Origin of the sequence: Gluconobacter wancherniae NBRC 103581 (genome assembly GCF_007988885.1) — a bacterium.
Lineage (GTDB): Bacteria > Pseudomonadota > Alphaproteobacteria > Acetobacterales > Acetobacteraceae > Gluconobacter > Gluconobacter wancherniae.
In genome coordinates, this window is sequence record NZ_BJUZ01000001.1 from 1,348,737 (window position 1) to 1,363,732 (window position 14,996).

The 14,996-nt window shown below is 54.9% G+C and carries 12 protein-coding genes; 4 read left to right on the forward strand and 8 right to left on the reverse strand.

All coding sequences use genetic code 11. The annotated features are described in order from the left end of the window. Positions 1–142: 142 nt before the first annotated feature. Both GWA01_RS06295 and GWA01_RS06300 read left to right on the forward strand, forming a co-directional pair. Entirely contained in the window at positions 143–1,861 is a 1,719-nt protein-coding gene (locus GWA01_RS06295) for a DEAD/DEAH box helicase (protein WP_146795607.1), read from the forward strand. Further along, on the forward strand, positions 1,833–3,176 hold the full coding sequence (locus GWA01_RS06300; protein ID WP_146795034.1) for a class I SAM-dependent RNA methyltransferase: 1,344 nt from the start codon (positions 1,833–1,835) through the stop codon (positions 3,174–3,176). Before GWA01_RS06295 ends, GWA01_RS06300 begins: the two co-directional genes overlap by 29 nt. Here the strand turns inward: GWA01_RS06300 and GWA01_RS06305 are convergent. The 8 genes from GWA01_RS06305 to GWA01_RS06340 all read right to left on the reverse strand — a co-directional run bounded on the left by GWA01_RS06305 (position 3,124) and on the right by GWA01_RS06340 (position 10,410). Next, entirely contained in the window at positions 3,124–3,480 is a 357-nt protein-coding gene (locus GWA01_RS06305) for a HesB/IscA family protein (protein ID WP_146795036.1), read from the reverse strand. The genes GWA01_RS06300 and GWA01_RS06305 overlap by 53 nt on opposite strands. Positions 3,481–3,497: 17 nt before the next feature. Beyond that, a complete protein-coding gene (locus GWA01_RS06310) occupies positions 3,498–3,860 on the reverse strand; it encodes an SUF system Fe-S cluster assembly protein (RefSeq protein ID WP_146795038.1) in 363 nt (120 codons plus the stop codon). Then, positions 3,857–5,068, reverse strand: coding sequence for a cysteine desulfurase (locus GWA01_RS06315; RefSeq protein ID WP_146795041.1), 1,212 nt, complete (start codon positions 5,066–5,068; stop codon positions 3,857–3,859). Before GWA01_RS06315 ends, GWA01_RS06310 begins: the two co-directional genes overlap by 4 nt. After that, positions 5,065–6,261 (reverse strand): Fe-S cluster assembly protein SufD, encoded by a 1,197-nt coding sequence (gene sufD, locus GWA01_RS06320; RefSeq protein WP_146795043.1) that lies wholly within the window; start codon positions 6,259–6,261, stop codon positions 5,065–5,067. Before sufD ends, GWA01_RS06315 begins: the two co-directional genes overlap by 4 nt. After that, positions 6,258–7,028 carry a Fe-S cluster assembly ATPase SufC gene (gene sufC, locus GWA01_RS06325; protein WP_146795045.1) on the reverse strand — a complete coding sequence of 257 codons (771 nt, stop codon included), beginning with the start codon at positions 7,026–7,028 and terminating at the stop codon, positions 6,258–6,260. The genes sufD and sufC overlap by 4 nt, the downstream gene beginning before the upstream one ends. A 3-nt stretch (positions 7,029–7,031) precedes the next feature. Continuing rightward, positions 7,032–8,516: a Fe-S cluster assembly protein SufB gene (gene sufB, locus GWA01_RS06330; RefSeq protein WP_146795047.1), complete on the reverse strand. Its 1,485-nt coding sequence runs from the start codon at positions 8,514–8,516 to the stop codon at positions 7,032–7,034. An 11-nt stretch (positions 8,517–8,527) separates the two neighbouring features. Further along, complete coding sequence (locus tag GWA01_RS06335; RefSeq protein ID WP_146795049.1) at positions 8,528–9,001, reverse strand: SUF system Fe-S cluster assembly regulator; 474 nt, start codon at positions 8,999–9,001, stop codon at positions 8,528–8,530. 140 nt (positions 9,002–9,141) lie between these two features. Next, entirely contained in the window at positions 9,142–10,410 is a 1,269-nt protein-coding gene (locus tag GWA01_RS06340) for a DUF445 domain-containing protein (protein ID WP_228118383.1), read from the reverse strand. Positions 10,411–10,538: 128 nt separating this feature from the next. On the opposite strand from GWA01_RS06340, the gene GWA01_RS06345 reads away from it, so the two are divergent. Further along, complete coding sequence (locus tag GWA01_RS06345) at positions 10,539–13,298, forward strand: phosphoenolpyruvate carboxylase (RefSeq protein WP_146795609.1); 2,760 nt, start codon at positions 10,539–10,541, stop codon at positions 13,296–13,298. Positions 13,299–13,380: 82 nt separating this feature from the next. After that, positions 13,381–14,970, forward strand: coding sequence for a S10 family peptidase (locus GWA01_RS06350; protein WP_146795053.1), 1,590 nt, complete (start codon positions 13,381–13,383; stop codon positions 14,968–14,970). Positions 14,971–14,996 lie beyond the last annotated feature (26 nt).

Sequence of the window (14,996 nt, forward strand, 5' to 3'; positions counted from 1 at the left end):
CCCAAAGAAGAGTGAAGCAGTTTCTGCCAAGGCCACTGCGCCCAAAGCTGAGAAAAAAACTGCAACGCGACGCGTCAAGAAAACGGCGCCCGACGCAGAACCTGTTGTGCCAGTTGATGATGCAGAAATTATAGCGGAAGCCGTGGCCGAGCCCGCACCTGTATCAATCGAAGCCGAAGCCCCGAAAAAGCGTCGCGGTCGGAAGCCAAAAACAGCTCAGACAACCGTGGAGCCAGTGGCAGAACCGGCTCCTGCTGTCATCGCTGTGCCTGCACCCGCTGTTGAAGCCAAAGTAGAATCTGCTGAAGAAAAGCTTCCCCTTTTCTCCGAACTCGGCTTGGCAGAGCCGATCATGCAGGCCATCCGGGACATGGGCTATGAGCGCCCCACCCCGATCCAGGGTAAGGCCATCCCTCAGGTTCTCGCAGGAAAAGACGTGCTGGGTGTCGCCCAGACAGGCACCGGGAAAACCGCATCTTTCACGCTCCCGCTGCTTGAAAGGCTGGCTGGTGGCCGTGCGCGTGCCCGTATGCCGCGTTCGCTCATTCTGGAGCCAACACGCGAGCTGGCACTTCAGGTCGCTGAAAATTTCAAGCTTTATGGCAAGAATCTGCGCCTGACCCATGCCCTCCTGATTGGTGGCGAAAGCATGGCGGAGCAGCGTGAGGTTCTTAATCGTGGCGTTGACGTTCTTATCGCAACGCCCGGCCGTCTGATTGATCTTTTTGAACGCGGTGGATTGCTTCTCACGCAGACCAGCACTCTAGTTATCGACGAAGCAGATCGCATGCTGGATATGGGATTTATTCCTGATATCGAGCGAATCGTGAGTTTACTACCGCGTCAGCGCCAGACACTGTTCTTCTCGGCAACGATGGCACCAGAAATTCGCAGGCTGGCTGATGCTTTCCTGAGTGCCCCAGTAGAAATCACAGTATCGCGGCAATCCTCAGTAGCCACAACCATTGAAGAAGCATTATTAATCGTCGAACCGGACGAAAAAAGCCGGGCACTTCGGAAGCTCCTCCGTGCCGAAAACGTGCAAAACGCAATCGTATTCTGCAATCGCAAACGCGACGTTGATGCGCTTCATCACTCCTTGACCAGACACGGCTTTGCGGCGGCTCATCTTCATGGTGATCTCACACAATCCCTGCGCGTATCCACGCTGGAGCGCTTCAAAGCTGGTGAAGTGAAAATTCTGGTGTGCTCAGACGTTGCTGCACGCGGAATTGATGTCAGTGGTCTGTCGCACGTCTTCAATTTTGATCTGCCATTCAATGCTGAAGATTATGTACACCGCATCGGTCGTACCGGACGCGCAGGAAATGAAGGTCATGCTTTCAGTCTTGCAACCCCACGGGAAAAAAACCTTCTTGATGCAATCGAGAAGCTGACCGGCAAGAAGATCATGACCCCAACGATCGAGGGAATTCGTACGGTCGACTGGGCGTCTGAAGACGATCTGAAGGGGCACAGCAAAACGCCTCTGCCCCATCCCCGCCATGACAATGACGAGGAAAGCGGAGGAAAGAATCGGCGCAACAAACGACGTCGCGGTGGGCGTCGCAATGAAGAAGCTACAACACTGGTTCAGGCAGCCGAAACACGCGTCGAACCTCCAGCAATTGCCGCTGCGCCGCTTTCCCCAAGCGAAGAGCCGCAGCGTAGGCATGAGAGGCGGCCTCGCCCCTCCGTTGAACTTGCCCCAGCGTTCGAAAACGATACCGCGAAGACTGGCTTTGGTGGCGATACGCCCGCTTTCATGCTGGTTCCACGTCGGCGTCGTCTCGTTCAGGCGCCAGAAAACGATCTGACCCGCCCCGTACAACATGACGCCAAGCATTACGGTGAGCATTAATCCGGAGACCGGAGGCTTCCCGCTCCGGATTGAAGGCATCGGCTCCTCTGGAGACGGTATTGCACATCACGACGATCAAACCGTCTTTGTTCCGGGTGCACTACCGGGTGAAGATGTGCGTGTGCGGATGTCAGGCCGCGATGTGGAGCTGATTCACATTGAAAAACCGTCACCGGACCGGGTGGCGCCCCCATGCAGCCTATTTGGAAAATGCGGCGGGTGTTCTTTGCAGCACCTGTCACTTCCAGCGGTTCTGGACTGGAAAACCAGCCGGGTCGTCCATGCCCTGAACGATGCCGGTTTCGAAGATCTACCTGATCCGCTTCGTTTCCAGACTGTCCCTTACACACGACGTCGGATGGATTTCGCAGTTCAGCGCGTTCCAGGCGGTGTTGTTATTGGTTTGCATCAACGTAACGGAGATCCGGTGGACATGACAGAATGTCATGTCCTGCACCCCGATCTTTTTGCGTTACTGACCCCGCTTCGAGAGGTCCTGTCCAGCCTTGGGTCCCTGACAGGGCGCGGAAGTATGATTGTTAACCTTTTGGATAGCGGTCCGGATCTCACGTTTTCCACCCCCGCACAGCTTACAAGTGTTGACCGTACAAAGCTTGCCGCTTTTGCCAAGGCACACGGAATTCCTCGTATTTCGTGGCAGGATCCGAAGAGTGGTGGCATTGAAACCGTTGCTCATTCTGCCGCTATTCGTCTGCGCTTTGCGGATGCAGATACCGCCCCACCGCCTGCGGCATTTCTACAAGCAACCAAAGATGCCGAGCAGGCTATTTCCGCTGCGGTAGTTGGAGGCATTCCTCCTCTCAATCGCAAAGACATCATCGTTGAGCTTTTTGCGGGTTGCGGAACGCTGACATTCCCGCTGGCCGAAAAAGGGCGGGTTCTTGCGTATGAGGGAAACGAAACTGCAACAGCCACATTGAAAGCGGCCTCAGGAGGCCGTCGGGTGGATGCTTACGGCCGTGATCTGGGACGTCAGCCACTCTTACCGCAAGATCTTAAAACAGCGCGCGCAGTGGTACTTGATCCGCCATATATAGGCGCCGGCCCACAAATGGTGCCGTTGGCTCGCTCAGCAGTAAAAGACATCGTTTATGTGAGTTGCAATCCGGGTGCGCTGGTCAAAGACACACGTGCACTTAAGGCTGCTGGCTATTCGGTGTTGAGCTGGACAGTTGTGGACCAGTTTCTCTGGTCCACAGAGGTTGAGGCTGTGGTTGTTTTCACTCGGGACGCGAAGCGCCTTAAACGTGAAAGCTCTCGCCGCAGCCGCATCGACCTTTCTCATTCGGATTAACAAACGTGAAACCGGACTCGAGGTCCTTAACCTCGTAGTCCATCACGGTACCCGTCAGAAAAAGCGTAGCCTTCCGATCAACAAGAAGCACTAAACCATGGTCTTCAACGCGATCGTCTCCCGCTTCAGGCTCAGTTACGAAGTTCATCTCGTACGATAAGCCTGAGCATCCCCGCTTACCCACACTGACCCTGAGCAGTTCGCCTTTATGCGCGCCTGCATACAGCGCACGCAGACGGACTGCTGCCCGATCAGATAACGTCATCAGCGAAGGAAGTGGGCGGCGCGTGAGTGTTTCAGACATGATTTCGCTCTTCCAGATCAGAACATGTTAAGCGCAAGACGCGCATCGTCGCTCATGCGGCTCATGTCCCAGGGCGGATCCCAGACGATATCCACTTTGACATTCGTCACTTTTGGAACTGTTTCGATGGCATTCTTGACCATCTCGGGAAGCTCCTGAGCACTTGGGCAGTTGGGGGCCGTCAGTGTCATTTCAACCGCTACGCGCCCGTCGTCATGCAGGTCGATCGCGTAGATCAGTCCGAGCTCGTAGATATTGACCGGGATTTCGGGGTCATAAACCGTCGCAATAGCAGCAAGAACAGCGTCCTGATCGGGAGCTGCGCTTTCAACTACGAGGGCTTCGTCAACGGGTTGGGTTTCTGTCATGGCATCCCTCATGTGAGCATCATCCGGGCGCGTTCAAGTCCGGACACCAGAGCATCGATTTCTTCGGTTGTCGTATAAACACCAAAACTCGCACGCGCGGTGGCGTGTACTCCAAGTCTGTGCATCAAGGGCTCAGCACAATGTTGACCCGCACGAATGGCAATTCCGAGCTGATCAAGAATTGTTGCAATATCATGAGGATGCGCGCCTTCCATGACGAAAGACACAACCCCGCCACGTACCGCAGGAGAACCGATAATACTGACACCATCAACCTGCGACAGGCGCTCCAGCCCATAGCTGGTCAGCGCATGCTCATGCCTTGAAATCGCATCATATCCAAGCTCTTCCACGAAACGTACAGCTGCGCCGAGACCAATCGTCTCAAGAATAGCAGGGGTACCAGCTTCAAATTTATGAGGCACATGTGCCCAGGTAGCACGCTCGAATGAGACATGTTCGATCATGTCTCCGCCTCCCAGAAACGGCGGCATTACATCGAGCAACTCCATGCGTCCCCAGAGAACACCAATCCCTGTGGGACCATAAAGTTTATGACCCGTAAAAACGAAGAAATCTGCGCCAATAGCCTGTACGTCAATGCGCTGGTGAACGATCGACTGCGAGCCGTCCAGCAGGATCCGCGCACCATTCGCATGAGCGATTTCGGTTAACTTTGTAGCAGGCGTAACTGTGCCGAGCACGTTGGACATATGAGTGATCGCAACGAGCGCTACTTTGCCATCGGAGAGCAGTTCTTCGTACGCGGCAAGATCCAGATCCCCGTTATCGAGAATAGGTGCAACACGCAGCTCAATACCCGTGCGATCACGTAACATCAGCCATGGAACGATGTTTGCATGGTGTTCAAGCTCCGAGATCAGGACAGCCTGTCCAGCCTTCAGAAGCGATCCGAAACTATGCGCGACCAGATTGATCGCCTCAGTACTATTCCGTGTGAAAACGATTTCACGACGATCAGGTGCATTCAGAAGGCGTGCGACATCAGTGCGCGCGCTTTCGTAAGCGTCCGTCGTACGCTCACTCATCCAGTGCAAGCCGCGGTGAATATTTGCATACTGGTGGTATGCGGCATCCTGCATTGCCTCCACCACGCAATCAGGCTTCTGTGCAGATGCAGCGCTGTCCAGAAATACGAGCGGACGCCCATGCACCCGTTCGGACAGAATTGGAAAACGTGAACGCACAGTCTCGATCATGAAAAGAGGCCCTTCAGAAGCAGTTCACGCAACGCTTCATCTGCCACCAGTTCCAGAGCATCCGTCAGAAACGCCGTCACGAGAATGTCGCGCGCCTCAGCTTCCGGGACACCGCGTGACCGCAGATAGAACAGCTGCTCATCATCCAGGGCACCGACAGTCGCGCCATGGCTGCACTTTACGTCATCTGCATAGATTTCGAGTTCAGGCTTGCTGTTGATCTGCGCCTTCTCAGAAAGCAGGAGCGCCTGATTCATCTGGTAGCCATCTGTCTTCTGGGCAACCCGATCAACGAGGATCTTGCCTTGGAAAACACCCTGAGCCGTATCGCTCAGTACGGTCTTTACTGTCTGTCTCGAATTGCAGTCTGGAGCGGCATGGTGAATCATGGATGTGAGGTCGTTAAGGCGCGTACCATTGACGACCTGAACACCATTCACATGCACCAACGCATGCGGAGCCGCGAGCGTGGTTACAACTTCGTGCCGAGCAACGGCTCCACCGCCATTCAGTGTGAAGCTGTCATATTCGGCATTCCCCTGAACTTCGACATTGATGATCGCAAGATGCGCTGCATTTTCCGCTTCGCTTTGATGCTTCACGTGACGCAACCGAGCACCTTCAGCGAGGATAATGTCAAAACGCGGATTTGAGAGATACTCGCCCTCACCCACATTCGCATCGAAAAGCGTGAGGCTTGCACCTTCTTCCAGCACAATACGGTGCCGAAGATGCGTCGAAATTGCTGAGCCTTGATGAAGTGTTGCGAGTGTCAGGAGCCCTGCATCAACATTTTTGGGAACGCGAATGGACAAACCATCACGACCCAGCGCACCGTTCAGGACAGCAGAAAAACGATCTTCAAGCGGGTCAACGGCCTCTGCATCTGTTCTCAGCACATTTTCCGGAAGGCTGGATAGCGACGTGACTTCGCGTCCATTTCCAAAAATAAACAGATGACCATTCGCCGGGTACGCAATTTTGTCGAGCAGGTTTTTGGCAGAAGCGGCATCCAGTGGCGCAGCTTCCTTCCAGACAATCTCTGTAATGCTGCGAAGCGGCGTATACCGCCAGGCTTCCACGCGGCGCGTAGGAATTCCGGTACCGGCCAGCACAGTGCTGCGAGCTGCTGCGCGCTCCACAAACGCATCAAGAGCTGCGGATGTCTGGCCTGCTACAGACTGTCCACTCACGCTGCGGCCTCAAGGAACTGGGTGTAACCCTGCTTCTCAAGGATTTTAGCTACCTCCGGGCCGCCACTATGAATGATGCGCCCCTTGGCCATCACATGTACGCGGTCGGGCACGATGTAGTCGAGCAGGCGTTGATGATGGGTAATCACCAGCGCGGAGAAATCCGGACTACGCAGCGAGTTCACACCCTCTGCCACAATTCTCAGAGCATCAATGTCGAGCCCGCTGTCCGTCTCATCCAGGATTGCCAGAGAAGGCTGCAACAGGCGCATCTGCAGCACCTCGTTGCGCTTTTTCTCACCACCGGAGAAGCCAACATTGACCGCGCGCTTCAGCATCTCATCCGACATTGACAGATGCTTTGTTTCTGCGCGCACCGTCTTGAGGAACGAAATCGCATCCAGTTCGTCTTCACCCCGCGCGCGCCGAACTGCATTCACAGCTGTTCGAAGAAAGTTCGCGTTGTTAACACCAGGAAGCTCCACCGGAGACTGGAAGGCCAGGAAAACACCCAGCGCAGCCCGCTCCTCAGGATCAAGAGCCAGCAGATCCTGCCCCTTGAACGTCGCAGAGCCACCAGTCACTTCATAATCTTCCCGCCCGGACAGGACGTATGAAAGCGTAGATTTGCCAGAGCCATTAGGCCCCATAATGGCGTGTACTTCGCCACGGGGAATGTCGAGATCGATACCTTTGAGAATATCTTTCGGGGTACCGTCGGCATCAATACGGGCCTGAAGGCCACAAATATTCAAAAAATCGCTCATTGCTTAACCCACACTTCCTTCGAGGCTGATCTGCAGAAGCTTCTGTGCCTCGACCGCAAATTCCATTGGCAGCTCTTTGAGCACTTCGCGGCAAAATCCATTAACAATCAGACCAACGGCATCTTCCTGCGACAGACCACGAGAGCGGCAGTAGAAGAGCTGATCTTCGGAAATTTTCGACGTCGTCGCTTCATGTTCGACCCGCGCGGTCATATTGCGACTCTCAATATAAGGCACGGTATGCGCCCCACACTGATCGCCAATCAGCAGACTGTCGCACTGCGTAAAATTGCGTGCGTTCCGCGCTTTTGGCTGCATCCGGACAAGACCGCGATAGGTACTGTCAGAATGTCCAGCCGAAATCGTCTTGGCGATGATCGTCGAACGCGTATTCGGTGCAAGATGAATCATCTTGGTGCCCGTATCCGCCTGCTGGTGATTATTGGTCACCGCTACCGAATAAAACTCACCGATAGAACCTTCACCCGCTAACACGCAGGAAGGATACTTCCATGTGATGGCCGAACCTGTCTCGACCTGCGTCCACGAAATTTTGGAGCGCGCACCACGGCAAATCCCACGTTTGGTGACAAAATTGTAAATGCCACCCCGCCCCTCATCATCGCCGGGATACCAGTTTTGAACCGTCGAATACTTGATCGACGCGTCGTCCATGGCAATCAGTTCAACAACCGCAGCGTGGAGCTGGTTTTCATCACGCTGTGGTGCGGTGCATCCTTCCAGATACGATACACTGGCACGCTCTTCAACAATAATCAGTGTTCGCTCGAACTGCCCAGTATTGCGCGCATTGATGCGGAAGTACGTCGACAGTTCCATCGGGCAACGGACACCCTTTGGAACATATACGAATGAGCCGTCCGTAAATACTGCCGAGTTCAAGGCTGCAAAGAAATTATCAGCAACAGGCACCACAGAGCCAAGATACTGCTTTACCAGATCAGGATGCTCGCGGATCGCATCGGAAATCGGGCAAAAAATTACGCCAGCTTCCTCAAGCGTCTTTCGAAACGTCGTGGCTACAGAAACACTGTCAAACACTGCATCAACCGCGACCGGCAGTCGCTCGCCTTCTGCAGGCTCAACACCAGCAAGAAGAGCCTGCTCATGCAGAGGAATGCCCAGCTTGGCATAGGTTCGCAGAAGCTCGGGATCGACTTCATCCAGGCTTTTAGGCCCAGGCTTCTTCTTCGGCTGCGCAAAGTAATGGGCATCCTGATAATCGATCGGCGGGTGCTTTAACTTAGCCCAATCCGGTTCTTTCATCTCCAGCCAGGAGCGAAACGCCTTCAGGCGCCACTCAAGCATCCAGGCTGGCTCGCGCTTACGCTCCGAGATCAGGCGTACGGTATCCTCGTTTAACCCCTTGGGAGCGATATCCATCTCGATATCGGTCTCGAAGCCCCACTCGTAGCTGGACTTCGCGAGTTTTTCGACCGCCTCGCGGGTTTCCGTCACGGCTGGCATGATCTGTTTCCTTAATTAACCGTATCAACCACGGCAGGGACTTCGGATCGGACCGAAAGCTCAGCTTCCACCTTGCGTGAACCACCGACTGTGTGCTGGCTCATGTCAGCCAGGGTAATCCCGTTCAACGTTGCCAAGACGGCATCATTCACCATGTCCCACTGCCCAGACAGCCCGCAAAGCGAACTGTGCTCACAGCCCCTTCCATCACAGCAGGCCGTAATCGCAATCGGCCCATCAACAACGGAAATGACCTTTGCAACGGTGATTTCGTCGAGACCAAAAGAAAGACGATAACCGCCTCTCGCACCGCGATGGGAAATCACCAGGCCTCCCGCTGCAAGACCCTTCAAAAGTTTGGCAACAGTAGGTTCCGGAACGCCGGTTTCTCCGGCGAGTGCTGCGGCTGTCGCGAGCCCTTCATGCTGCCCAAGCTGGACAAGAAGAACAGTCGCGTAGTCGGCCAGTTTCGACAGCCTCAACATAACTCGGACACCTAAAGGTTATTTCAGTCCAATTTAAGACCTCACAGGTCCTTATTGATCTTCAGATGGCCCATGCCACTCCCAAGGTCAAGTTCTTTTCTCGACCACAGACAGTGCAATGTCCGCGAAGACAGGATCTCCTACACCCCGAAAAACAGTAGAGAAACCCCGTCCAGCCCCATACCGGCTAAAAAACCAACAACTGTACCATTGACCCGTATGTACGCGAGATCTCGACCAACACCGCTTTCAAGACGTGCAGACAAAGAATCACCATCCCAGCCTGCCATCACGGAAGCAATAAACCCTGACATCTTCTCACGCAGACTTGGCAGAACTTTCAGGACAGCCTTTTCTGCCGCCTTGTTTATTTTATCGCGCAACGCATCGTTTTCGCTCATACTTTCAGCAAGGTGCAGGATTGCGGCATCCAGGACAGAAGCGCTCCAACCTTCCTCCTGCATGCAATCTTCTTCCACCATCTTCCGCAAACGCTCCCAAAGCTCTCCACTCCAGGCCTTCAAACTTCCGTGTGTCAGCACAGACGATATGGCAGCGGTCAGCTCTGCCCGGCGTTCAGGCTCATCTTCAATGCGATCAATTTCAGTACGTACCCAGCTTGTGAAGCCATGCCGAAGATCCGAATCCATGGGGTCCACACGTTCGAGCTCAGCATTAAGAGCGTTCAGAACACGGCTCGATACGGAGCCTCCGATAGCCCAACCTAGAAAACGCCCACCCTGTTCGCGAACCCGATCTTCGACGAAGCCACGCAGATCACCCTCTTTCGCAGTGAGTGTCTGTTTGATGCGGGCGAGCAGAAAAGAGAGCACCTCCTGATGCATCTCGCTATCAACCATCGCACGCATGGCACGCGCCACAAGTGGAGCAATATCTTCACCATTGAGTAGGACCGGCAGAGCCTTGGAAAGCGCACTGGCTGCACGTCCGTCCTCGAGACGATCAAACATACTTGGGATCGCCGCGCGCATCGTGTTGACGAGTGTCCTACGCGTGGCAGGTTCCGCGAGAATCTTTGCGATCTGTCGTGGAAGATCTATTTTTGAAAGCGCCCGGCTGACATCGTCATTGGTGAAGAACTGCCCGGACACAAACCGCCCCAGCGCCTCACCTAATCTGACTTTCTGGTTCGGGAGAATCGCAGTGTGCGGTATCGGCAGCCCCATCGGGTGGCGAAACAGCGCAGTGACGGCAAACCAGTCCGCGAGGCCGCCGACAACGCCAGCACGCGAACCTGCACGCAGCAATTCAAGCGCAAGGCTGCCAGGCAGCATATTCAGCGCTGTCATGTAGGTTGTGCCAACTGCCAGCACACCCATCCCGATCAGCAGACCTCCGGCCAGCGTCTGCGGCGAACCAGCTTTCCGTTGGACAGAAGAAATATTCATATCCGTTTGCATAAGGCTGCCGTTACCATCTTTCGCAGCACATGTCGCGCGCGCACTGTTGCGCTCGGAGGCAGACCGTGGAACATTTTTGGCCCTTTGCCTTTTCCGCAGAAGCGAGACTTTATCTGATGCCTGACTGCGCCTCCAAGCTCGACGTGTCTTCCTCCGAAAAAATTGGAGCGATGACGAAACACCTTATTAGCGAGCGTGGCGGCCTCTCTGATCTGATTATTTCCCTTGGTGAAGATTACACTCACTCCAGTGATGGCATGAGTGCACTCGAAGATATCGTCCGCAACCTGCGCGATGAAAATTTCTGTGATCGCGCGGCCCATCTCCGAACCTATGTCGGTCTTGACCAGTCGGTCCCAGCTGAACGCCTGAAGGACGTAGCCGCAAGTCTCGTGGCTCAGGCATCATCCCCTGAGAGCCTGTCAATTCCCGCCATTGCTGCAGTTTTTACAGCACATCCAACTTTTGCCCTGGCCGATGAGGTTTACAGCCTGCTTGCAGCAAAAGCAGAAAACCCGGAACTCCCTGTTCCGCTTATGACGTCCCACCGCCGCGCAAGCCCTCCTACCCTCAACCATGAGCAATCACTGGCCCTCGCTGCTATCCTGCGCGGGCGAGACGCTCTCGATATGCTCAACAGTGCTCTGATCCGTGAAATGACCACCCGTTGGCCGAACTCGGAACAGGTCGACCCGGCCCCGGTCGTGCTGGCAAGCTGGGTCGGTTTCGATACAGACGGACGCAATGACATTGGTTGGTGGGACACCATCCGCATCCGCCTCGAACTGAAACTGGTGCAGCTCGAACGACTGAGAAATGGTTTAGCTGGCCTGAAACTCGAAGCATCGTCACTCGCCCAACGGGTGGAAATGGCGATTGCTGCGGTTAAACGGCAGCACGAGGCCTGTCCTTCCGGTAAGACAGCCGATCCAGAGGCTATCCGGACGTTCGCTCACGAGTTGATCGATCTGAGGGAAAATGCCCTGCTTGATGCAGAGGAACTCCGCCCACTGTTCGAAAACGTCATCAGAAACCTTGATGGCGAAAAGGTGCATACCCTCCGCACCATACGCGCCGGCTTTATGGGACATGGGCTGGGTATTGCTCATATTCACACACGCCTGAACGCTGCACAGATCTACAACGTCGCCCGGACACGCCTTGGCCTGACCGACGACCCTGCACTCCCTTCCCGTCGACGCGTGCTTCTCGCCAAGATCGACGAGGCCATGGACAGTCTGCAGCCTCTGACCGTTGATTTTGGCGCTTTGCTAATTGAATCAGGCTCCGCTGCACGTCTGATGATGACTATGGCGCAGATTCTCAAACACGTTGATTCCGGCAAACCCATCCGCTTCCTGATCGCCGAGACGGAAAGTGGCTACACCCTCCTTGCAACTCTTTGGCTGGCCCGGCTTTTCGGAATCAAAGACCACCAGATCGAAATTTCTCCTCTTTTCGAAACGGAAAGCGCGCTGGGCAACGGAGAGACCATCCTTGAGGAAGCTTTTCGCTCACCTCACTGGCGCAACTACCTGCGCGCGAATGGTCGTCTTTCCCTGCAGTTCGGATACTCCGACTCAGGCCGATATGTAGGTCAGCTCGCCGCCACCAACCTTGTCGAACGCCTGAGAATGAGAACTCTGGCACTTCTCAGAGAACATGGGCTGGAAGACGTCTCTCTCACCTTGTTCGATACTCATGGCGAAAGTATCGGGCGCGGCGCACACCCCTTCAGCCTGCGTGAACGTCTGGAATATTTTTCACCCGTCCGAACCCGCCTGGCCATTCAGGAAGCGGGCATCGGATGTCGTGTAGAGACGGCTTTTCAGGGGGGAGACGGCTATACACTGTTCGGCACCAGCGCACTTGCAGGTTCGACCATCGCAACGCTCGCCGAGCATGTCGCACATGTTCCCACATCCGTTCATGACCCGATTTACGATCGCCCTGATTTCGCAGCCGATTTCTTCTCGACGATCGCGCTCGATATGGGGGCACTGGTAAACGACCCCGGCTATGCGGCCCTGCTCAGCGCCTTCGGCCCTTCCCTTATCGACAAAACCGGATCACGCCCCTCTGCGCGCCAGTCTGACGCCGCAACAGTGACGCGCATCACACATCCGAGCCAGTTGCGCGCTATCCCTAATAACGCGATCCTCCAGCAGTTGGGCTGGTGGGCTGATGTTCTGCATGGCCTCGGAAACGCCGCACAGCGCCACCCTGAAACCTTTGAACACTTCGTCAGCGATTCCCCCCGCTTTCGTCAGGCAATGGATTTTGCACGGCAGGCACTGGCCCATTCTGACCTGGACGTGCTGCGGGCAACAGTGCGGCAGCTTGACCCTGGAACGTGGCTGGATCGCGCATCACTTGCAAAAGATGATGATAGCCGCGCAAGCCACCTGACGATTTCACGTGGCCTTGAAGCTCTAGATTTCTGGGTCAGCGCACCTGCAATGTTCCGCCGCATACAGACAGACCACATAGCGCTTCGTGCAGCGTGGCCGGACGCCCCGCATATGAACCCGCATGAAAAACTGCTTCATGCGATCCGCTTTGCACTCATGGATCGCCTGTGGGTCCTCTCAACCCATATTCCGTATTTCGGACCACGAGCCAGCCTGACACGCGAAGCAATCACAACTTTGGTGCTCTGCCTGGACGTCCCTCGTGCATTGCATTTGCTGGATGATCTCTTTCCTGCATCAGCGCCCAGCATCTCAAATCTGGATTTTGGTGAACCAGGCGGTGCTGCTGAAGAACAGGGCTTCTCGAGAGAACACGAGGAAATTTTCACGCCGCTCAATCGCTGCTTCAATCTACTGCGTGAAGTTGGTGTTGCCATCATGCATGCCAACCGCGCCTTCGGTTAAGTCAAAACGGCTCCGCAATGCTTGTCGCTTGTGGAGCCTGTGATTACACAGGGTTCCATCGCAAAAGTTGGAGATTCCTGTCATGTTTCGTAAGGCCCTTCTGCTGGGTGCGACCATGTTCGTCACACCCGTTCTCGCCGCGGCGACACCCGCAGTATCTCCAGTTCCAAACGCCGACAGCGTTACAACAGGCAGCGTCACCGTAGGCGGCACAGCCATCCCCTATCACGCTGTTGCCGGCACCATTCTCGTTCACGGTTCGAACTACAATGATTCCGCAGAAGTCATTTCTTCACGCGGGACAAAAATCGATACAAGCAAAGACGAAGACGCCAAAAATCCGCCTGTCGCGTCCATGTTCTATACCGCTTATTTCAAGCAGGGTGTGCCGTCCAACAAGCGTCCGATCACCTTCATCTATAATGGCGGTCCCGGCTCTGCATCGGTCTGGCTGCACATGGGATCATTCGGCCCCGTTCGGGTCAACACTCCAGGTGACCAACATCTTGCAGCAGCTCCTTATCCGCTGATCAACAACCCGCAATCCCTGATGGACGTTTCAGACGTCGTTTTCATTGATGCGCCAGGAACGGGTTTTTCACGGATTGCAGGAAAAGACGCAGGCAAGGAATTCCTGGGCGTTGATGGCGATGCCGAAGCCTTCACGCATTTCATTGCCCAGTTCCTTGCGAAATATCATCGCTATAATTCACCGAAATATCTTTTCGGTGAAAGCTACGGAACAATGCGTTCTGCCGTCGTCATCAATAACCTCGAACAGGACGAGAGCATCGACTTTAACGGTGTCATTCTGCTGTCCCAGATCCTAAACTACGACAACAGTGACGACGGCCCGCAATTTAATGCCGGTATGGACGCCCCTTATATTCTGGCTCTGCCCACTTATGCTGCAACGGCTTGGTATCACCATTGCCTGCCGCAGCAGCACCCGGATCTGAAAGCCTTCCTCAAGGAAGTCGAGCAGTTCGCGAGCACCGACTATACATTGGCGCTACAGCAGGGCGCTGACCTTCCAGAGGCAAAAAAGCAGGAAATCGCCAATCGGCTACATGACTACACAGGCCTGCCTGTCGACTACATCCTGCGTGCAGATCTGCGCGTGAATGGTGGCGAATTCGACCAGCAGCTTCAGGCAAAAACCGGAAATGCAACTGGCCGTCTGGACACACGCTTCTCCAGCCCGACCATTGACCCGATGAGCCAGGAAGTGGATTACGATCCGCAGTCCACTGCCATCAGCTCTGCTTATGTTTCCACATTTAATGAATATGTGCGCAGCACGCTCAAATACGGCACGGATGAAAACTATCGCCTGTCCAACCCACAGGGCCACTGGGACTCACATCATCGCCAGCCAGGTGGTGGCTACCAGCCTAAGGGCGTCCCCAATGTCATGACCGACCTTGCGATGGCGATCAAAACCAATCCAAACCTGCACGTCATGCTCAATGCAGGATATTTTGACCTAGCAACCCCGTATTACGAGGGCATCTACGAAATGAAGCACCTGCCGATCCCGGCGAACCTTCAGAAAAATATCGAGTATGCCCAATACCAGTCCGGACACATGGTCTACGTGGACCCGAACACCCTGCAGCAGCTTCATGACAATGTAGCCGCCTTTATCCGCAAGACGGATAATCTTCACTAATTCTAGTCATACTTCATCGGGCCTCA